This is a genomic window from Streptomyces jumonjinensis, from assembly GCF_009600885.1.
In the GTDB taxonomy this organism is placed as follows: domain Bacteria; phylum Actinomycetota; class Actinomycetes; order Streptomycetales; family Streptomycetaceae; genus Streptomyces; species Streptomyces jumonjinensis.
On the sequence record NZ_VCLA01000035.1, the window covers coordinates 1 to 19953 of the forward strand.

Consider the following 19953-nt stretch of genomic DNA (forward strand, 5'->3'; position numbering starts at 1 on the left):
CGCCGCCGAGCTCCTCGCCCTGCGCGAGCGGTACGAGCTGCCGTCCGGGGCGCCCGTCACCGTGCTCGCCGCGACGGCGGGCGGACGGCGCTGGACGGCCCGGCAGCGGATGCTCGCCCTGGAGCTCGGGGCCCGCTTCCGGGAGGTCACCCCGGCCGGTCATCTGCTGATGCTGGACCGCCCGGACGCGGTGGCCCGCGCGGTGCTCGGCGAGGACGGCCCGGGGGCCTCGGGCGAAGGTCTTTAGCCCGGACGGCCCTCGGCCATGCGGCCCGGCCGCTCCGGCTGTGCAGCCCGGTGCGGCTCAGCCCCTCGCGTACACCCGCTCCATCCACCCCGCGAGCTGCTCGTCCGAGAGGTGCTGCGCGAGATCGGCCTCGCTGATCATCCCCACCAGCCGCTTGTTCTCGATCACGGGCAGCCGGCGGATCTGGTGGACCTCCATCTCCTGGAGCACGTCCTCGACCCCCGAGCCCGCGTCGATCCAGCGCGGGGTGCCCTGCGCCATCTCGCCTGCGGTGATCTTCGCCGGGTCGTGTCCCATGGCCACACAGCCGACCACGATGTCCCGGTCCGTGAGAATGCCGCAGAGGCGTTCATCGGCGTCGGCGATGGGCAGCGCGCCCACATTGAGCTCGCGCATCAGCTGCGCGGCCCGGTCGAGCGTCTCGTGCATGGGGATCCACTGGGCCCCTGCGTGCATGATGTCCTTGGCGGTGGTCATGGCGTACGCGCCTCCTCACGGCGGCCGGTATCGGGCCAACCCATCGTCGATGGGCCATTGGGGGGACGCGACCGCTGTAGGCCAAACGGGTGAATTGGGCGGAAGGTCCGGATGTGGCGAGACTGCTGCTGCGGATCACCGGACGAGAGCTGCCCGGCAGCGCTGCGGGGAATTCCGGCATGTCCACCTCGGCGCCCAGCGCGGCCGGGAGCCGGAACAGCCGGTACGGGCGGTCTGACCCCCGAATCCGCCGGAGGGCCCGAATCCGCCGGAGGGCTCCCGGACCCCTCCGGCTGACCCCCGACCCGCCGGAGGGCTCCCCGCACACCGCGCGGGAAGCCCTCCGGTCACAGCGGGCGACGGCCTCAGGTGCGGACCTGAGCCCCCCGCTTCGCCAGCAGATCCACCATGAGCTCGACCTCCGAGCGCTGGGCGTCCACCATGCCCTGGGCGAGCTCGTTCTCGGAGTCCACCGAGCAGAGCCGCACACAGCCCTCGGCCATGTCGACGCCGCCGTTGTGGTGGACGATCATCAACTGGAGATACTCGACCTCCGCCGCCTTGCCGCTCAGCTCGCCGAGCCGCGCCAGCTGCGCCTCGGTCGCCATGCCCGGCATCAGCGGACCCCCGGCGCCCTTCGCGGCGGAGTGCCCGGAGTGCGAGCCCCCGCCGTCCGCCATCCACGCCATCGGAGCGGAGCCCGGAGTCACCTTCGGCAGGCCCCACAGATCCAGCCAGCCCATCATCATGCCGCGCTGATTGGCCTGGGTGTTGGCGATGTCGTACGCCAGCCGCCGGATCTCCGCGTTCTCGGTGCGGTCCCGCACGATGAAGGACATCTCCACCGCCTGCTGGTGGTGGACGGACATGTCGCGCGCGAAACCGGCGTCCGCCGAATCCGACGCCGGGACGGCGGGCGCGGCGCTGTCGGAGTCACCGGCGGAGGCCACCGTCACGGCCCCGGCGAAGAGCAGCGCGAGCACCACCGCCATGATCGCGGCCCAGTGGGTGCGGGTCATGCTCATCACTTGGCGGTGACCCCGCCGGTGCACGCCGCACCGGGCTCCGGGGTCTGGTCGCCCTGGACGTACTTCTCGAAGAACTGGAGCACGCGCTTGTCGTCGGCCCCGTCCACGCTGACCTGCTTGCCCCAGGCGGTGAGCATCAGCGGGTCGGCCTGGTCCTGGACCGGGCTGATGAACGAGTAGGAGGTCTCCTTGACCTTCTCCTCCAGCTTCTTCACATCGTCCTTGGACGCCTTGTCGTTGTACGTCACCCACACCGCGCCGTGCTCCAGCGAGTGCACGGCGTTCTCGTTGGGGACGGCCTCCTTGTAGACGTTGCGGTCGCAGTTCAGCCACGCCTGGTTGTGGTCACCGCCGACCGGCGGCGTCTGCGGGTAGCTGACGGCCTCCTTGACGTGGTTGCGGCCCAGCTTCTTGGCGTCCCAGGACTTCTCGGCCTTGATGGGCTTCTTGGCCAGCGCGACCCGCTGCTCCTGTTGCTCCGACTCCTTGTTGAGGACGTAGACGCCGAAGCCGACGAGCCCGGCCACGACGAGACCGGAGACGGCGATGGTGATGATGCGGCTGCGGCGCTCGCGGGACTGCTCGGCGCGGCGCATGGCCTCTATTCGGGCACGCCGGTCGTCGGTGGTCTTACGGGAAGCCATGTGTGTCGTCCTTCGTGAAAGAGGTGATCGAGTGGGGGGAACGGATCGAGGGCGGGACCCTACGGGGCCCTCTCGTTCGGATCCTGCTGGGCACGGGTGCCCGAACGGAAGACCCTCCCTAGGTCCGCAACACCTGAAGGACGTGCAGATCCGGAGCGCGCGACCGCGCCGTCCCGGGGGCCGGGGCGGCGTGGGCCGGCGGCCCGGCGTACGGGGGATGCGGCCCGGCGGGCGGCGGCGAGTCCGGCGGCGGCGCGGTGAGCACCGCGGGGCCGACCGCCGGGAGGACCCCGCAGGACCCGTTCTCGTACGGACAGGAGAACGCGGGCTGCAACTGCGCCGAGGGGGCCAGCGTGATCGCGGAGGTGTGACGGCCGTCGGGCGGGCTCAGACAGATGAAGAGCGCGCCGAGGAACGTCGCCACGGCACTCAGCAGTGCCATGGGACGCGATCCGCGCGCTATGAGCCCGATCGGCGAACCCCCCATGTCCGCAGATCGTAGCGAGCGGGGCCGCCGAGCACCTCATACGGGGCGGTAATACGGCCACGTCCCACCCGCTCCGGGACCACCGGGCTCGTTTCGCCGGGATCGCTGACTCACAATGGGGCTCGGCCCGGGTTCGCAATGTGCCTGAAACCCATGGATGGGATGCTCAAGGGGCGGGCGGCTTGACCAGCAAGGATTGGGTGGTAATGGATAAGCAGCAGGAATTTGTGCTCCGCACGCTGGAGGAGCGCGACATCCGGTTCGTGCGACTGTGGTTCACCGATGTGCTCGGCTTCCTGAAGTCGGTCGCGGTGGCCCCCGCCGAGCTTGAGCAGGCGTTCGACGAGGGCATCGGCTTCGACGGCTCGGCGATCGAGGGCTTCGCCCGGGTCTATGAGTCCGACATGATCGCCAAACCCGACCCCGGCACCTTCCAGATCCTCCCCTGGCGGGCGGAGGCGCCGGGCACCGCCCGGATGTTCTGCGACATCCTGATGCCGGACGGCTCGCCCTCCTTCGCGGACCCGCGCTATGTCCTCAAGCGGATTCTGGCCAAGACCTCCGACCTCGGGTTCACCTTCTACACCCACCCCGAGATCGAGTTCTTCCTGCTGAAGGACAAGCCGCTGGACGGCAGCCGCCCGGTGCCCGCCGACAACTCCGGCTACTTCGACCACACCCCGCAGAACGTCGGCATGGACTTCCGGCGGCAGGCGATCACCATGCTGGAGTCGATGGGCATCTCGGTGGAGTTCAGCCACCACGAGGGCGCTCCGGGCCAGCAGGAGATCGATCTGCGGTACGCGGACGCGCTCTCCACCGCCGACAACATCATGACCTTCCGCCTGGTCATGAAGCAGGTGGCGCTGGAGCAGGGCGTTCAGGCCACCTTTATGCCGAAACCGTTCAGCGAGTACCCCGGCTCGGGCATGCACACCCACCTCTCCCTCTTCGAGGGCGACCGGAACGCGTTCTACGAGTCGGGCGCGGAGTACCAGCTCTCCAAGGTGGGCCGCTCCTTCATCGCCGGTCTGCTGCGGCACGCCGCCGAGATCTCCGCCGTCACCAACCAGTGGGTCAACTCCTACAAACGCATCTGGGGCGGCTCGGCCCGCAGCGCGGGCGCGGGCGGCGAGGCCCCCTCGTACATCTGCTGGGGTCACAACAACCGCTCGGCGCTGATCCGGGTGCCCATGTACAAGCCGGGCAAGACGGGCTCCTCCCGGGTGGAGGTCCGCTCGATCGACTCCGGGGCCAACCCCTATCTGACCTACGCGGTGCTGCTGGCGGCGGGTCTCAAGGGCATCGAGGAGAGCTACGACCTCCCGGCGGGCGCGGACGACGACGTCTGGGCGCTCTCCGACGCGGAGCGCCGGGCGATGGGCATCGAGCCGCTGCCGCAGAACCTCGGCGAGGCGATCTCGCTGATGGAGCGGAGCGAGCTGGTCGCCGAGACGCTGGGGGAGCATGTCTTCGACTTCTTCCTGCGCAACAAGAAGCAGGAGTGGGAGGAGTACCGCTCCGAGGTCACCTCCTTCGAGCTGCGGAAGAACCTGCCGGTGCTCTGATCCCCGCCGGGCCGGCCGGTGGCGGCGGTGCGCCGCCACCGGCCCGGTCCGCCTCGCGGACAGGGCGGTCCGCCGGTCAGGACGGAGAGCAGTACGCCGGTCAGGGCGCGGGTTCGGCGATCAGCGCCGTCGCCAGGCGCCGGAAGCCGAGACGGGCGTAGAGCCGGGCCACATCGTCGTCGCCCGCCGACAGAAAGAGCGTCTCCACGCCCTGGGACCGGGCGTCCGCCACCAGGACCGCCGTCACCGCGAGGGCGAGACCCCGGCGGCGCGCGGCGGGCAGGGTGCCCACGCCCACGATCTCGCTGACCGGTCCCACCGGCTGGTGCTGTCCGGCGCAGAGCGCCCGGCCGTCCGCCACGGCGGCGGCGACCCGGGTCAGCCCCGCGCGGATCCGCCCGGCCGACTCCTCCAGGGAGCCGTCGCCGGCCCGCTCCCGTACGGCGGCGTCCAGCTCGGCCGCGCCCGCCTCGCCGACGCCCGTCCCCGGGGCCCCGAACGCCAGATGCGGCACCGCCAGCGCGCTCGCCAGCAGCGGATCGTCCGGCCCGAGCACCCGTACGGCCACGTCCCCACGCGCGGGCGGATCGGGCACGGGAGCCTCCGGGGCGAGCACCATCAGGGGGTGCTCATGCACCACGAGACCCGACTCCAGGGCGGCGGCCCGCAGCGAGGGCGTGGTCTCGGCGACCCACTCGAAGCTCTCCGGCACACCGAGCTCCCGCTGCCGGGCCCGCACCCGCTCCACATCGGCCGCGCCCACCGCCCCGGCCCGCCCCGGCGTCGGACGGGCATAGAAGGGCCAGCCCGGCCCCTCGCGGTGGAAGAGCGTCAGCGGCCCGAAGTCCTCGGCCCGGGCCGAGGAGCGGGGCACCGCGTCGTAGTACCCCTCCAGCCGGTCCAGCATCGCCCCATCGGGCCGCCCATCAGCTGCGGAAAGCGCGTCAGTCATCACGCTCCGCATCAAAGCAGCAGCTCACAGCGGTGGGCCAGAGATTTTGGGACCGGTCCGTCCCGGGATGCGAACCGCCGGGTGTGCGGTGACCCTGGAGAGGTGGGGGAAACGCGGTGAAAGGGATGACCCCATGTCCATGATGGACAAGCTCAAGCATCTGCTCAAGGGCCATGAGACCCAGGTCGACAAGGGCGTCGACAAGGCGGGCGACGCCGCCGACGCCAAGACCCAGGGCAAGTACAGCGGCCATGTCGACACCGCCCAGGAGAAGCTCAAGGACCAGTACGGCACGGGCCGGCACGACCAGCCGCCGCAGACCTGACCACGCACGGCCCGGACGCCACCGGTCCGGTCCGGCGGGGTGCGCCCCCGCCGGACCGGACGTACGCCCGCGCCCGGACCGTATGCCCGCGCCCGGACCGGACCCGGACCGTATGCCTGCGCTCAGCGCTCCGACAGCGGCGCGGGCGCTTCCTGGACCGCCCAGCCGTCTCCGTCCGGGGCCTTGTAGAACTTCTTCGAACGGTCGAGATCCGTCACCGGGACCATGACCACCTCAAGAGTGATCTCCCCATCGATTGCTTTCCGCCGTCACACCCGCCCCGGGGCGAACCGCCAGCGCGTCTGCCCGTAAGGCTCCTTGGCGAAACCGAAGGCCGTACGCGGCTCCACCCGGAACACCAGGGCCCGGCCGCCGTCGCCCAGGAAGGCGCCGTCGCGGACCTCGAAGGTCCACTCCTTGCCGTACTTGTCGGTGTACGCGTCCGCCAGCGCCCGCAGCCGGTCGTCGTCCCGCACGGTCACCGCCTCGCCCTCCACCACCAGATCGCACCCCTCCTTCAGGGTGTTGGTGCCGGTGGTGAGCACCACCTCGCGGTTCTCCCGCAGATTTCTGGCCTTGCGCTCCTCGGGGCCGGTGCAGAAGTGCAGCCCTCCGTCGTGCCAGACGGCCAGCAGCGGGGTGACATGGGGCCGGCCGTCGGGGCGCACCGTCGTCAGCCAGAAGATCTCGGCCGCCGTCAGCCGTGCGACCGCCTCCCGCCAGTTCTCCGCGGTGGCCTCTTGCTCGCTGTAGCGGGGGTCCAGTTCGGTGAGCGGCTCGGTGCCGGGCATCGTGTGGTCCTCCCAGGTGTTTCCGTTCATCACGGTGTTGACGGTGCGGACGGCCGGTACTCATCGGTCGCGGGGCGAGTGCGTGGGCCGGGCTCCCGTTCTTGGGGCTAGTCTCGATTCCACCGGTCTTGATCGCAGTGCGAGCGGCAGCGGCGGAGGCGGGCCCTGCTCAGGCGGCGCGGGTGGGACCGGCGGTGCCGGTGGGACACACGGGATGATGCGCGTACCAGGACGTACAAGGACGTACAAGGAGGAGTCAGCGGGATGACGGCGGCGCCGGGACGCAGAAGCAGTACCTTCACACGGCTGCTGCGGCACGGCTTCACCGACCCCGGTGTCGCCGAGCGGCTGCTCGACCTCCCCGATATGGCGTCCGTACGCTCCGACCCCGTGCTCCTCGAAGCGCTCGGCGTCGTCGCGGACCCCGATCTCGCGCTGCGCGCCCTGGTGCGCCTGGTGGAGGCGGAGCAGGAGGGCGACCGCCGGGTGCTCCTCGACACCCTGGTCACCGCCAAACCGCTGCGCGACCGGCTGCTCGGCGTACTCGGCGCGTCCGAGGCGCTCGGCGACCATCTGGCCCGCCACCCGGGCGACTGGCGGGCGCTGGCCACCTACGAGGCGGCCGATCTGCACCCCGGCGTCGCGGAGTTCGAGCAGTGGCTCGACGGCGCCGACGACCCCGTCTCCCTGCGGATCGCCTACCGGCGCTGTCTGCTGGCCATCGCGGCCCGCGACGTGTGCGGCACCATCGACCTCGCCGAGACCGCGGCGGAGCTGGCCGATCTCGCCACCGCCACCCTGCGCGCCGCGCTCGCCATCGCGCGCGCCGCGGCCCCCGAGGACGCGGCCCGGTGCCGGCTCGCCGTCATCGCCTTCGGCAAATGCGGCGGCCATGAGCTCAACTACGTCTCCGACGTGGACGTCGTCTTCGTCGCCGAACCGGCCGGCGACGCCGACGAGAACGCCGCGCTCCAGGCCGCGACCCGGCTCGCCTCCCATCTGATGCGGATCTGCTCCGAGACCACCGTCGAGGGAACCATCTGGCCGGTGGACGCCAATCTGCGGCCCGAGGGACGGAACGGCCCCCTGGTACGGACCCTCTCCAGCCATCTCGTCTACTACCAGCGCTGGGCCAAGACCTGGGAGTTCCAGGCCCTGCTGAAGGCCCGGCCCGTCGCCGGGGATCCGGCGCTCGGCCGGGAGTACGCCGACGCCGTCTCCCCGCTGGTGTGGCAGGCCGCCGAGCGGGAGAACTTCGTCGCCGACGTACAGAAGATGCGCCGCCGGGTCATCGACAACATCCCCGCCGCCGAGGTGGAGCGCGACCTCAAGCTCGGCCCCGGCGGGCTGCGGGACGTCGAGTTCGCCGTCCAGCTGCTCCAGCTCGTCCACGGCCGCAGCGACCCCTCCCTGCGCAGCGGCACCACCCTGGCCGCGCTCGGCGCGCTCGCCGCCGGCGGCTATGTCGGCCGGCTCGACGCCGCCCAGCTGGACGACGCGTACCGCTTTCTGCGCGCGATGGAGCACCGCATCCAGCTCCACCGGCTGCGGCGCACCCATCTCGTGCCCGAGGACGAGAACGATCTGCGCCGTCTCGGACGCTCCCTCGGCATGCGGATGGACCCGGTCTTCGAGCTCAACCGCGAATGGCGGCGGCACGCTTCGGTGGTGCGCAGGCTCCACGAGAAGCTCTTCTACCGGCCGCTGCTCGACGCCGTCGCCCAGCTCGCCCCCGGCGAGGCCCGGCTCAGCCCCCAGGCGGCGGGCCAGCGGCTGGAGGCCCTCGGCTACGCCGATCCGGCGGCGGCCCTGAGGCATCTGGAGGCGCTGGCCTCCGGCGTCAGCCGCAAGGCCGCCATCCAGCGGACCCTGCTGCCGGTGCTGCTGGGCTGGTTCGCCGACTCGGCCGACCCGGACGCGGGACTGCTCGGCTTCCGCAAGGTGTCCGACGCGCTCGGGAAGACGCCCTGGTATCTGCGGCTGCTGCGCGACGAGGGCGCGGCGGCCGAGAATCTGGCGCGGGTGCTGTCGGCGGGCCGCTTCGCCCCCGATCTCCTGCTGCGGGCCCCGGAGGCGGTCGCCATCCTCGGCGACCCCGGCGGGCTCAGGCCGAGGACCCGGGAGCATCTCCAGCCCGAGGTGCTGGCGGCGGTCGGCCGTGCGGAGAGCGCCGAGGCCGCCGTCGCGGTGGCCCGCGGCGTACGCCGCCGGGAGCTGTTCCGCACCGCCGCCGCCGATCTGATCGGCTCCTACGGCACGGAGGACAGCCCCGCCCAGGCGGACACCGGGGCCCTGGTCGACCAGGTCGGCGGCGCGCTCACCGATCTCAACGCGGCGACCCTCGCGGGCGCGCTCCGGGCCGCCGTGCGCGAGCGGTGGGACGATGAACTGCCCACCCGCTTCGCCGTGATCGGCATGGGCCGCTTCGGCGGGCACGAGCTGGGATACGGCTCCGACGCCGATGTCCTCTTCGTCCATGAGCCGCGCGAGGGCGTGGACGAGCAGACGGCGGCGAAGGCCGCGAGCGCGGTGGTCACCGAGATGCGGCGGCTGCTCCAACTCCCCACCGCCGACCCGCCGCTCATGATCGACGCGGATCTGCGGCCGGAGGGCAAGAGCGGTCCGCTGGTCCGTACACTGGCGTCGTACGAGGCGTACTACCGGCGCTGGTCGCTGGTGTGGGAGAGCCAGGCGCTGCTGCGGGCGGAGCCGATGGCGGGCGACCCCGAGCTGGGGGCCCGGTTCATCGAGCTGATCGATCCGCTGCGCTATCCGGCGGAGGGGCTCGGCGAGGACGCGGTCCGCGAGATCCGCAGGCTCAAGGCCCGGATGGAGACCGAGCGGCTGCCCCGCGGCGCGGATCCGACGCTCCACACCAAGCTGGGGCGCGGCGGACTGAGCGATGTGGAATGGACCGTTCAGCTGATGCAGATGCGCCATGGCTGGGTGGAGCCGGGCCTGCGCACCACCCGTACCCGTACGGCGCTGGCCGCCGCGCACGGGGCGGAGCTGATCAGTACGGAGGACGCCCAGATCCTGGACGAGGCATGGGTGCTGGCGTCGCGGGTCCGGAACGCGGTGATGCTGGTACGCGGCCGGGCGGGGGACACCTTCCCGTCGGACGGCCGCGAACTGGCGGCGGTGGGGCGGTATCTGGGGTACGGGCCGGGGCATGTCGGGGACATGCTGGACGACTACCGCAGGACCACCCGGCGGGCGCGGGCCGTGGTGGAGACGCTCTTCTACGGGGCGTGAGGGGCTCGCCCTCCCGGGCGGGGCCTCGCGGGGCCCGCGGGGTCTCCGCCGGGTAGCGGCGCCCCTCGCGGCCTGAGGGCGCCGGCCTTCAGACGGTCGGGGCGCGGCCCTTGGCGCGGTCGGGGCCGCCGCCCCTTCACGCGTCGGGGCGGCGGATCCTCGTACGGTCAGGACGCCGACCCTCCTACGCGGCCAGGGCGCCTCTACGCGGCCAGGAGGGGCTGACCCCTCGCACGGGGCAGGCCCCCTCAGTCGACCAGCGCGCGGAAGCCCTCCAGACACGCCCCCAGCGCCAGCTCGAAGGCCGCGTCCGCCCGCCCCAGCGGGGCCGCCGCCAGCGCCAGTGCCAGCCGGGGGGTGTCCCTCTGGTCGTCCCCCAGCTCCCACATCGGCTCCGGGGCCGCCAGATCCAGCGCCGAGCCCAGGATCAGATTCTCCAGCGCGATGATCACCCGCATCACATCGGCGAGCGCGAACCCGGCGTCGAGCAGCAGCCCCACCGCCCGCTCATAGTGCTCCAGCACCCGGGGCGCGCGGACCGGCGAGGCCATCAGCAGCGGGATCGCCCGGGGGTGCGCGGCGAAGGCGGCCCGATAGGAGCGGGCCCAGGCGGCGAGCGCGGCGTCCCAGGGCGACGCGTCGAACATGGAGGCGTCGATCGCCTCGCAGACCCGCTCCCGCAGCAGCTCCACGATGCCGTCCCGCCCGTCCACATGGTGATACAGCGAGCCCGTCTGCACCCCGAGTTTCCGGGCTATCTGCACCACGCTGAACTCGCCCTTGGCGTCGACCAGTTCCAGGGCCGCCGTGGTGATGCGGGCCCGGTCGATCAGAGGTGTGCGCGGCCGTCCCATGGTTCCTTCTTCTCCCGTTCCGCACGCCAGGTCTTCCCGGATGCGTACGCCGGAGGCTACATTGCCCGAAACCGAAAGCCTTTAGGTTTCTCGGCTTCCCCTGCCATTCACCCGGCCATGCCGCCGCCCACCATGGAAGGGATCCGCCCGCCTATGTCCAAGCCCCCTCCGGGACTCAGAACCGGCACCCTCGGCACCGCCGACATCGCGTTCTTCGTGATCTCCGCGGCGGCTCCCCTCACCGTGATGGCCGGAGTCGCGCCCATCGCCATCATGCTCGGCGGCATCGGCGCCCCCGCCGGCTATCTCCTGGCCGGGATCACCCTGGCGATCTTCGCCGTCGGCTTCACCGCCATGAGCCGCCATGTCCCCGGCGGCGGCGCGTTCTACGCGTACATCACCCGGGGGCTCGGCCGCCCCGTCGGCATCGGCGCGGCGCTGCTCGCCATGGTCGGCTATCTCGGCATGGCGACCGGCATCTACGGACTCCTCGGCTCCGCCACCGTCGAGACCGCCCACGCCCTGTGGGGCCTCGACCTCCCCTGGCTGCCCGTCTCCCTCATCGGTCTGCTGCTGGTCTGGTACGGAGGGTTCCGCTCCATCGACTTCGGGGCCAAGCTGCTGGGCGTCCTGCTCATCGCCGAGACCGGGATCCTGCTGCTCCTCGCCGCCGGAGTGCTCATCGACGGCGGCGCGGACGGGCTCGGGCTCGACTCCTTCGCCCCCGCCAATGTGCTGGTCCCCGGCACGGTCGGGGTGCTCGCCGTCGCCTTCGCCGCCTTCACCGGCTTCGAGTCGACCGTGATCTACCGGCGCGAGGCACGCGACCCGGGCCGGACCGTCACCCGCGCCACCTACGCCGCCGTCGCCTTCCTCGGCACCTTCTACGCCTTCGTCGTCTGGGCCGTGATCCAGGCGTTCGGCGACGAGGCCGTCGTCAAGGCCGCCGCCGACGACCCGGCGGGCCTCTTCTTCTCCGCCATCACGACCTATGTCGGGGCCTGGGCCGCCGATCTGATGCACATCCTCATCGTGACCAGCGTCCTCGCCTCGCTGCTGGCCTTCCACAACGCGATCAACCGGTACGGTCTCGCCCTCGCCGAGGAGGGCGTGCTGCCCAGGGCCCTCGGCAGAGTCCATCCGCGCCACCGCTCCCCGTATCTCGCGGGCGTCGCGCAGACCGTGCTCGGCGCGGTGGTGGTGCTCGGCTTCGGACTCGCCGGGGCCGACCCGTACGCCCAGCTGCTGCTCTGGGTGAATACCCCCGGCATGATCGGGCTCATGGCGCTGATGCTCCTCACGGCCATCGCCGTGCCCTGTTACTTCCGCACCGTCCGCCATGGCGAGGGACGGCTGCGCACGGTCGTCGCGCCGGTGACGGCGGCCGTGCTGCTCGCGGTCGCCATCTATCTGATCGCCTCCAGGGTGGAGCTGTTCACCGGGGCGTCGCCGCTGGTCAACACCGTTCTGCTGAGCCTGGTCCCGATCGTGTTCGCCATCGGCGTGGGCCTCGCGCTCCGGCTCCGGCGCAGCCGCCCCGAGGTGTACGCACGTTTCGCCGCCGACCCCGTCCGCTCCGGCGACCCCGAGGCGGACGACACCACCCCCGACCCCGACCCCGACAAGAGGAGTGAACCGTGCCCACAGCCGACACCGTCCTGACCGGCGCGAAGGTACGCACCCTGGACCCCGCCGCGCCCCACGCCACCGCCGTGGCCGTCAAGGACGGGCTGATCGCCGCCGTGGGCGACGAGGCGGAGATACGCGACTGGCGCGGCCCCGGCACCGAGACCGTCGAGCTCGCCGGAGCCGTCCTCACCCCCGGCTGGACCGACGCCCACAGCCACCCCGTCTGGGGTCTGGAGCTGGCCACCGGCACGGATCTCTCCGGCGTCGGCGACCTCGAAGCCCTGCGGGCCGCGCTGCGCACCGCCGACCGGATCGACGGCTGGATCCTGGCGTACGGCCTCGACCACAACGCCTTCGGCGGCCGGCCGCTCCACCACTCCCTGATCGCGGAGGCGGTCGGCGAGGCGCCCGCGTACATCAGGCTGTACGACGGCCACTCGGCGCTGATCAGCGAGCGGGCGCTGCGGCTGGCCGGGATCGACGGTCCGCGCGCCTTCGACCAGCGGGCGAGCGTGGTCTGCGACGGGACGGGCCGCCCCACCGGGCATCTCGTCGAGCACGCGGCGATGGACCTGGTCTCCGCCGTGCTGCCGCAGACCCCGTACGCCGAGCGCGCCGCCCGGCTGACCGAGCTGCTCTCCGCGATGGCCGCGACCGGTCTGACCTCGGCGCATGTCATGGACCTCGGCGGGGACGCGCTGCGGCTGCTCTCGGCGATCGAGGCGGCGGGGGAGCTGCCGCTCCGGTTGCGCCTCTCGCCCTGGTGCATGCCGGGCGCGGGCCCCGACGAGCTGGCGCAGCTGGTCGGGCTCCAGCGGGAGCACGGGCGGAACTGGCGGGTCGGCGGGGTGAAGTTCTTCATGGACGGCACGGTGGAGGGCGGCACCGCCTGGCTGGAGCACCCGGACTGCCACGGCCAGGGCACTGAGGCGTTCTGGCCCGACCCCGAGGCGTACAGCGCGGCGGTGCGGGCGCTGCACTCGGCCGGGGTGGCGACGGCGACGCACGCCATCGGGGACGCCGCGGTACGCCATGTGCTGGACACCGTGGAATCCCTGGGCCACGACGGGCCGCGCCACCGGATCGAGCACATCGAGACGGTCCCGGACGGCCAACTCGGACGATTCGCCCCGCTCGGGGTGGTCGCCTCGATGCAGCCGCCGCACGCGGAGTACACCCGGGCCGACCACACCGACGAGTGGTCCCGGAGGCTCGGCGACGAGCGGGCCGCGCGCGCCTGGCGCTGCCGTGCCGTCCGGGACGCGGGCGCGGTGCTGGCGCTCGGCTCGGACTGGCCGATCGCCGGCTTCGACGCCCGCCGGGTGCTGGCCACGGCCCGCACTCCCCGGGGGGCCTCGGCGGGCCCCGGCCTCACGGGTCTGATGGCGCTGGAGGGGCTGACCTCCCATGCCGCGCTGGCGGCGGGCGAGGAGCGGATCGCGGGCCGGATCGCCCCCGGGTTCCGCGCGGATCTGACCGCGCTGGGAACGGACCCGGTCGCCGCCCCTGCCGATGAGGTCGTCCATGCCCCGGTGCGGCTGACGATGACGGCGGGACGAGTGGTGTTCCGCGCCTGATCCCGCCCCGCGCCCGGGCCGCCCGGTGATCCCGACCCCTCGCCCGGGCCCGGCCGGGGAGGGGGCGCACCCCTTCCCGGCTCCATCACCATGGAATCCCTGAGATCGATATCTGGTCTGGACCAACTGTCGTACCGCAGACTGTGACGATGAAATCCACGGGGTTCAAGGGGCTGTTGGGGCTTCTGGTGGTGGTCATGGCCGCGAGCGGATGTACGGAGGAGACGGACCGCGCCGACGGTCCCGCCGTCATCGGGGTCGACAAGGCGACAGCGCTCGTGGACGAACCGGTCCGGATACGGATCACCGGTCTGCGCCCGGGGGAGAAGGTCACCGTCACCTCCGAGGCCGAGGACTCCGGCGGTTCCCTCTGGTCGGGGAAGGCCGCGTTCACGGCGGACGGGAAGGGCGCCGTGGACCTGACCCGCGACCGCCCCCGGTCCGGCACCTACCGTCAGGCCGACGGCATGGGCCTGTTCTGGTCGATGGTCCCGGTGACCGGCGAACCCGAGGAGAGCAACTTCGCCACCGGCGACCCCCGGGAACACGGCTCCTACACCGTACGGATCGCGGCACGGGCGAAAGGGCGGCCCGCCGTGGAGCGGGAGCTCACCCGGACCCTGCGGGCCGAGGGCGTGCGCGAGCAGCGGTTCACCGTCGCCCGGGACAAGGTCGCCGGACGCCTCTTCCAGCCGCCCGGGGGGAAGCCGCGTCGAGCCCCCGTCCTGGTGTTCGGCGGCTCCGAGGGCGGGATGTCGACCGCCGGTGAGGCCGCGCTGCTCGCCTCCCGGGGCCATCCCGCGCTCGCCCTCTGCTACCACCGCTGTCCCGGTCTGTCCCCGTCGGTGAGCGACATCCCCATGGAGTACTTCGTCACCGCCGCCCGGCTGCTGGGCCGTGAGTCCGGCGAAGGGCACGACCGGATGGCGGTGATGGGCACCTCCCGTGGCACCGAGCCGGCCCAGTATCTGGTCCAGAACCATCCGGAGCTGTTCCGCGACGCGATCGTGTACGCACCGGCCGACCAGCTCTACGGGAGCTTCCCGGAGCGGGGTCACGCCTGGACCAAGGGCGGTGAGCCGCTGCCGCTGAAGCCGCTCCCGCTCGACCGGGTGCGCGGCACGGTGCTCGCCGTCGCCGGCGGTGAGGACGCCCTCTGGAAGGCGCTGCCGATGGCCGGGTCCATCGCGGACAAGCGCGGTGAGTCCGGCCCCCACCGGGCGCTTCTCTACCAGGACGCGGGGCACTCGGTGTCGGGCTTCCCCTACATCCCGACGGGCACGGTGTCCGTCCATCCCCTCACCAGGGAGACCTACTCCCTCGGCGGCGCCATCCCGGCCGACGCGCACGCGCGCGCCGACAGCTGGCCCCGGATGCTGAAGCTCATCGGCCGCTGAGGAATCGGCCGCTGACGCCACGCCCTACAGCGGCTGCCCGGCCGCGCCCCGGGCCCTGACCGCGGCATGGCCCTGTTCGAGCTGGCCGGTCGCGGTCAGCGCGAGCCGGGAGAACAGGGTGCCGGAGAACCCGAAGAGCAGCGCGAGGGCGAGGGCGATGGGACGCTCCGGCGCGTCCCACGAGTTGACGAGGAACACCTCGCCGAGCAGATTGAGCTCCGGGTCCGCGAGCATCCGGACCAGGAGCAGCCCGCCCGCCGCCGCGAGCGCGCCCCCGACCGGGGCCAGCACCATCACCCCCCAGGACGCGGGCCGCTGGGAGCGCATCACCCCGATGAGCGGGGAGAGAAAGCCTCCCAGCGCGCCCATCAGCATCGTCAGCCGGTGATCGAAGACGATGCCGACCACCAGTACCGCGCCGAGCCCCGTCATGGTCAGCCAGAGCGCCATGCGCTGCTGCTCGTACTCCTGCTCGGCGTCGGTGCCCTCACGGTCGTGGAGATACTCGGTGACCGCGATCAGCTGGGCCCGGGCCCCGGGCCCGGCGGCGTCCGCGGCCGAGAGCTCCCCGGCGAGCTCCGGGTCGCCGGGGAGCGGAGAACCGGCCAGCCGCAGCCGCAATCCCATCGTCCGGGCGGCGGTCTCCTCGGCCGACTCCAGCCGCAGCAGCTCCCGTTCGGCGCCGTGCAGCACCCGCCAGGCGGAGGCCAGTTTGGAGAGCGGGATCGCGATCACCCCCGCGTTGGGCAGCACCCGCCAGACGACCATGCTCCCCTTCTCCAGATCGTTCAGCCGTGAGTGCACGGCTGTGAGCGCGGCCACCCGGGACTGATCGTCCTCCCCGGTGGCCGCCAGCACCGAGGCCCGCGCCCGGCAGTCCCGTATCCGGCCCTGGAGCAGCCGGTAGCGGGGAGCCGCGATCAGTCCCCGGCTGGTGATGTACACGACCATCAGATAGCAAGCACACACCAGCGCCAGGCCCCAACGCCCGTCGCGCGACAAGGTGTCGAACATCCCCGCCCCCCTGAGATCCCCGCTCCGAACCCTCGGAGCGCCCATCCTTCCCCAGGGCGCTCCGTCCGTGAGCGGTTTCGTCCCGGTCGACGGTTGGACAGGGGGGCGTACGCCGGAGCGCCAGTCGGCGGTCGGTTCCGGCCATGGGCGGCGCGGGCGTCAACCCGTGCGCCCCCGTATGAGGTCATCACCGGTGACGCCGGTCGACACCGTCACCACACGCACCACATGAACCAGGTGAGCGCGGCCGGCGCCGCACACCGACCTCGCAGACCTCGCAGACATCACCGATATCACCGAGGAGCAGACCAGATGACCGCAGGACGAATACCGCGCACCGGGATCACCGCCGTCACCGCCGTCGCCGCCGCGGCACTGGCCGTCACGGCGTTCGCCGTGCCCGCCCAGGCCGAGTCCGCCGGGAAGGGGAGAGACAAGGGTCACCAGGCGACCCAGCGCGCGATGGACGCCCTGGTGGAGGCGGGAGCCGTCGGCGTCACGGCCGCGGCGAAGGACCGGGACGGCCGCTGGAAGGGCGTGTCCGGCGTCGGCGACCGGGAGGCGGGCACCCCGCGCGGGGCGGACGACCGGTTCCGCATCGGCAGTGTGACCAAGACGTTCGTGGCGACCGTGCTGCTCCAGATGGAAGCGGAGGGGAAGCTCGATCTCGACGACACCGTGGAGCGCCATCTCCCCGGGCTGGTGCGCGGCAACGGCAACGACGGCCGGAAGATCACCGTACGGCAGCTCCTCAACCACACCAGCGGGCTCTACAACTACACCAGCGACGTCGCGTTCCAGAACCGGAACCTCTACGCCCCCGGCCTCCTCACCCATCGCTACGACACCCACGCCCCCCGGGACCTGGTGAAGGTCGCCCTGGCGCACAAGCCGGACTTCGCGCCCGGAACCAAGCACTTCTACTCCAACACCGGCTATATCGTCGCCGGGCTGATCATCGAGAAGATCAGCGGCAACAGCTATGAGCACGAGGTCGCCCAGCGAGTGATCAAGCCGCTCGGACTGCGCGCCACCAGCCTTCCCAAGGGGAACCCGAAGCTGCCGTCGCCGAGCGCCCGGAACTACTCGAAGCTGAGCCCGGATCCCGGCGCGAGCACCATCCACGATGTCACCGCGCACAACATGTCCTGGGGCTGGGCGGCCGGGGACGCGATCTCCACCACCGGCGATCTGAACCGCTTCTTCAGCGCCCTGCTGCGCGGCAAGCTCTTCCCGGCGGAGCAGCTCACCGCGATGAAGCAGGCTGTCCCCGCCCCTGATGATCAGCTGTACTCCGCCTACGGCCTCGGCATCTACAAGGTCAGGACCAGCTGCGACGCCGAGCTGTGGAGCCATAGCGGAGGCGCGGTCGGGGCCGTGACGGAGGCCGTCACCACCCCCGACGGCCGCCATACGTTCACGTACAACGCCAACAGCGACTTCGGGGTGACCCTGGGCGTCGTGAACGCCGAATTCTGCGGCGACGGCGGAACGCCCGAGCGCCGAGCGCCCAGTACGCTCAGTGCGCCCGTGAACAGGCTCTGAGCCCGCACCCCGTGAACAGGCCCCGGGCCCGCTCACCGTACGGGCGCTGAGACCCTAGGCCCGTACCGCCGGGCGCAGTCCGCGCCGCTCCGGCTGTCGCTCCGGCACCTTGGGCAGCCGGTGCGGCAGCGCCCGGTACCAGCCGTACGACAGCGCGAAGCCGAAGCCGAGACAGAGAATTCCGCCCACCGCGTCCAGCCAGAAATGAGTCGCGGTGGCGACGATCACGACCAGCGTCGCCGTCGGATACAGCAGCCCCAGAATCTTCGCCCAGGGCGCCGCCGCCACCGCGAAAATGATCAGCCCGCACCACAGCGACCAGCCGATGTGCATCGAGGGCATGGCCGCGTACTGATTCGACATGTTCTTCAGATCGCCGGACGCCATCGAGCCCCAGGTCTCATGGACCAGCACCGTGTCGATGAAATCCACGCCGTTCATCAACCGGGGCGGCGCGAGCGGATACAGATAGTAACCGACCAGGGCCACACCGGTGGTGGCGAAGAGCACCAGCCGGGCCGCCGCGTAACGGCCCGGATGCCAGCGGTACAGCCACACCAGCACCCCGATCGTGACGATGAAGTGCAGTGTCGCGTAGTAGTAGTTCATCGTCACGATCAGCCATGTCACCGAATTCACGGCATGGTTGACCGAATGCTCGAAGGCCAGACCGAGGGATTTCTCGAATTCCCAGATCCAGTCCGCGTTCCGCAGCGCCTCCGCTTTCTGCTCCGGCACCGCGTTACGGATCAGCGAATACGTCCAGTAGCTGACCGCGATCAGCAGAATCTCGAACCAGATACGCGGACGGCGCGGCGAGCGGAGCTCTCCGAACCGGGCGAGCCGGGACCGGGGGGGTCTGACGGATTCATCTGCCATGGGTGACGAGGTGGCGGCCGACTGGCCTTCCAGAGTCTTCACGCTTGCTTCACCCATAGGACGGAAGTCTGCCAGACATACGTCCACTCACTGGTCATCCCCCGGTCTGGTTCCCATCGCACCCGCTCCATCTTACGGACGAGGAGCGGCCCTCTCACCCGGGAGCCGGGGCGGCTCAGGAGCAGCCCAGGAGCGGCTCAGGAGCGCCCGCCCGTGCCGGGTCCCGACGCCGTGGAACCGCGAACGACCAGCTCGGGCATGAAGACGAACTCCCCGTACGTCCCCGCGTCCGGACCCGTAGGGGTCAGCTGGCCCCGGATCTCCTCCAGCAGCGTCCGCACCGCCGCCTGCCCCATCGCCGGGACCGGCTTGCGGATCGTCGTCAGCGGCGGATCGGTGAAGGCGATCAGCGGGGAGTCGTCGAAGCCGACCACCGAGACGTCGTCCGGCACCTCCAGACCGCGCTGCCGCGCCGCCCGGATCGCGCCCAGCGCCATCATGTCGCTGGCGCACACCACCGCCGTACAGCCCCGGTCCAGCAGCGCGGCAGCCGCCGCCTGCCCGCCCTCCAGGGTGTACAGGGAGTGCTGGATCAGCTCCGACTCGATCACGGCCGGCTCAAGACCCAGCTGGTCCTGGACCACCCGGAGGAAGCCCTCGATCTTCCGCTGGACGGGGACGAAGCGGCGCGGGCCCAGCGCCAGACCGATCCTGGAGTGCCCCAGCGACACCAGATGGGTCACCGCCAGCTTCATCGCGGCCCGGTCGTCCGGCGAGATGAACGGGACCCGCACCTTCGGCGAGAAGCCGTCCACCAGGACGAACGGCACCCCCTGGGCCCGCAGCTGCTCATAGCGCTGCATATCGGCCGTGGTGTCCGCGTGCAGCCCGGAGACGAAGATGATCCCGGAGACCCCCCGGTCCACCAGCATCTCGGTGAGCTCGTCCTCGGTGGAGCCGCCCGGGGTCTGCGTCGCCAGCACCGGGGTGTACCCCTGGCGGGTCAGTGCCTGCCCGATCACCTGCGCCAGCGCGGGAAAGATCGGGTTCTCCAGCTCCGGTGTGATCAGCCCCACCAGGCCCGCGCTGCGCTGGCGCAGCCGCACCGGTCGCTCATAGCCGAGCACGTCCAGTGCGGCGAGCACGGACTGGCGGGTGGTCGCGGCGACGCCGGGCTTCCCGTTGAGGACACGGCTCACCGTCGCTTCGCTGACCCCTGCCTGGGCCGCTATGTCTGCCAGGCGTGTGGGTGCGGTCACAGGTGTGGACTGTACCCGCCTCATC

17 protein-coding genes and 1 pseudogene are annotated in these 19953 nt (G+C 71.8%); 8 read left to right on the forward strand and 10 right to left on the reverse strand.

Annotated features, from left to right (window positions below; genetic code table 11):
- A pseudogene (locus FF041_RS04785) lies at positions 1–247 on the forward strand (alpha/beta fold hydrolase); the annotation flags it as partial.
- A gap of 57 nt (positions 248–304) precedes the next feature.
- Here the strand turns inward: FF041_RS04785 and FF041_RS04790 are convergent.
- From FF041_RS04790 to FF041_RS04805, 4 genes are all read right to left on the reverse strand, one after another.
- Positions 305–724, reverse strand: coding sequence for a CBS domain-containing protein (locus FF041_RS04790; protein WP_153521161.1), 420 nt, complete (start codon positions 722–724; stop codon positions 305–307).
- Positions 725–1089: 365 nt separating this feature from the next.
- Positions 1090–1749 (reverse strand): DUF305 domain-containing protein, encoded by a 660-nt coding sequence (locus FF041_RS04795; RefSeq protein ID WP_228388029.1) that lies wholly within the window; start codon positions 1747–1749, stop codon positions 1090–1092.
- Positions 1749–2396: a DUF3105 domain-containing protein gene (locus tag FF041_RS04800; RefSeq protein WP_153484408.1), complete on the reverse strand. Its 648-nt coding sequence runs from the start codon at positions 2394–2396 to the stop codon at positions 1749–1751. The genes FF041_RS04795 and FF041_RS04800 overlap by 1 nt, the downstream gene beginning before the upstream one ends.
- Positions 2397–2514: 118 nt before the next feature.
- Positions 2515–2838 carry a hypothetical protein gene (locus tag FF041_RS04805; RefSeq protein ID WP_194291936.1) on the reverse strand — a complete coding sequence of 108 codons (324 nt, stop codon included), beginning with the start codon at positions 2836–2838 and terminating at the stop codon, positions 2515–2517.
- A 251-nt stretch (positions 2839–3089) separates the two neighbouring features.
- Here FF041_RS04805 and FF041_RS04810 point away from each other — a divergent pair, with 251 nt between their 5' ends.
- Positions 3090–4451: a glutamine synthetase family protein gene (locus FF041_RS04810; RefSeq protein WP_153484962.1), complete on the forward strand. Its 1362-nt coding sequence runs from the start codon at positions 3090–3092 to the stop codon at positions 4449–4451.
- 100 nt (positions 4452–4551) lie between these two features.
- Here the strand turns inward: FF041_RS04810 and FF041_RS04815 are convergent, their stop codons facing one another.
- Complete coding sequence (locus tag FF041_RS04815) at positions 4552–5403, reverse strand: GNAT family N-acetyltransferase (protein WP_228388030.1); 852 nt, start codon at positions 5401–5403, stop codon at positions 4552–4554.
- Positions 5404–5536: 133 nt separating this feature from the next.
- On the opposite strand from FF041_RS04815, the gene FF041_RS04820 reads away from it, so the two are divergent.
- Entirely contained in the window at positions 5537–5728 is a 192-nt protein-coding gene (locus tag FF041_RS04820; protein ID WP_153521164.1) for an antitoxin, read from the forward strand.
- Positions 5729–5997: 269 nt separating this feature from the next.
- Here FF041_RS04820 and FF041_RS04825 read toward each other — a convergent pair whose 3' ends face one another.
- Positions 5998–6549 (reverse strand): pyridoxamine 5'-phosphate oxidase family protein, encoded by a 552-nt coding sequence (locus FF041_RS04825; RefSeq protein WP_407698109.1) that lies wholly within the window; start codon positions 6547–6549, stop codon positions 5998–6000.
- A 234-nt stretch (positions 6550–6783) separates the two neighbouring features.
- Here FF041_RS04825 and FF041_RS04830 point away from each other — a divergent pair, with 234 nt between their 5' ends.
- Entirely contained in the window at positions 6784–9774 is a 2991-nt protein-coding gene (locus tag FF041_RS04830; RefSeq protein ID WP_153521165.1) for a bifunctional [glutamine synthetase] adenylyltransferase/[glutamine synthetase]-adenylyl-L-tyrosine phosphorylase, read from the forward strand.
- Between the two features lie 248 nt (positions 9775–10022).
- Here FF041_RS04830 and FF041_RS04835 read toward each other — a convergent pair whose 3' ends face one another.
- Positions 10023–10628 carry a TetR/AcrR family transcriptional regulator gene (locus FF041_RS04835; RefSeq protein ID WP_153521166.1) on the reverse strand — a complete coding sequence of 202 codons (606 nt, stop codon included), beginning with the start codon at positions 10626–10628 and terminating at the stop codon, positions 10023–10025.
- A gap of 153 nt (positions 10629–10781) precedes the next feature.
- On the opposite strand from FF041_RS04835, the gene FF041_RS04840 reads away from it, so the two are divergent.
- From FF041_RS04840 to FF041_RS04850, 3 genes are all read left to right on the forward strand, one after another.
- Positions 10782–12290 carry an APC family permease gene (locus FF041_RS04840; protein WP_153521167.1) on the forward strand — a complete coding sequence of 503 codons (1509 nt, stop codon included), beginning with the start codon at positions 10782–10784 and terminating at the stop codon, positions 12288–12290.
- Complete coding sequence (locus FF041_RS04845; RefSeq protein ID WP_323391230.1) at positions 12266–13834, forward strand: amidohydrolase; 1569 nt, start codon at positions 12266–12268, stop codon at positions 13832–13834. Before FF041_RS04840 ends, FF041_RS04845 begins: the two co-directional genes overlap by 25 nt.
- Before the next feature lie 149 nt (positions 13835–13983).
- Complete coding sequence (locus FF041_RS04850; RefSeq protein ID WP_153521168.1) at positions 13984–15231, forward strand: acyl-CoA thioesterase/bile acid-CoA:amino acid N-acyltransferase family protein; 1248 nt, start codon at positions 13984–13986, stop codon at positions 15229–15231.
- A 24-nt stretch (positions 15232–15255) separates the two neighbouring features.
- Here FF041_RS04850 and FF041_RS04855 read toward each other — a convergent pair whose 3' ends face one another.
- On the reverse strand, positions 15256–16245 hold the full coding sequence (locus tag FF041_RS04855; protein ID WP_153521169.1) for a hypothetical protein: 990 nt from the start codon (positions 16243–16245) through the stop codon (positions 15256–15258).
- A 312-nt stretch (positions 16246–16557) separates the two neighbouring features.
- On the opposite strand from FF041_RS04855, the gene FF041_RS04860 reads away from it, so the two are divergent.
- Positions 16558–17790, forward strand: coding sequence for a serine hydrolase domain-containing protein (locus tag FF041_RS04860; RefSeq protein WP_153521170.1), 1233 nt, complete (start codon positions 16558–16560; stop codon positions 17788–17790).
- A 54-nt stretch (positions 17791–17844) separates the two neighbouring features.
- On the opposite strand, the gene FF041_RS04865 is transcribed toward FF041_RS04860, so the two are convergent.
- Both FF041_RS04865 and FF041_RS04870 read right to left on the reverse strand, forming a co-directional pair.
- Positions 17845–18726 (reverse strand): phosphatase PAP2 family protein, encoded by an 882-nt coding sequence (locus FF041_RS04865; protein WP_153521171.1) that lies wholly within the window; start codon positions 18724–18726, stop codon positions 17845–17847.
- Between the two features lie 140 nt (positions 18727–18866).
- Positions 18867–19952, reverse strand: a complete 1086-nt coding sequence (locus FF041_RS04870) for a LacI family DNA-binding transcriptional regulator (protein ID WP_153521172.1) — start codon at positions 19950–19952, stop codon at positions 18867–18869.
- Between the last annotated feature and the right edge of the window lies 1 nt (position 19953).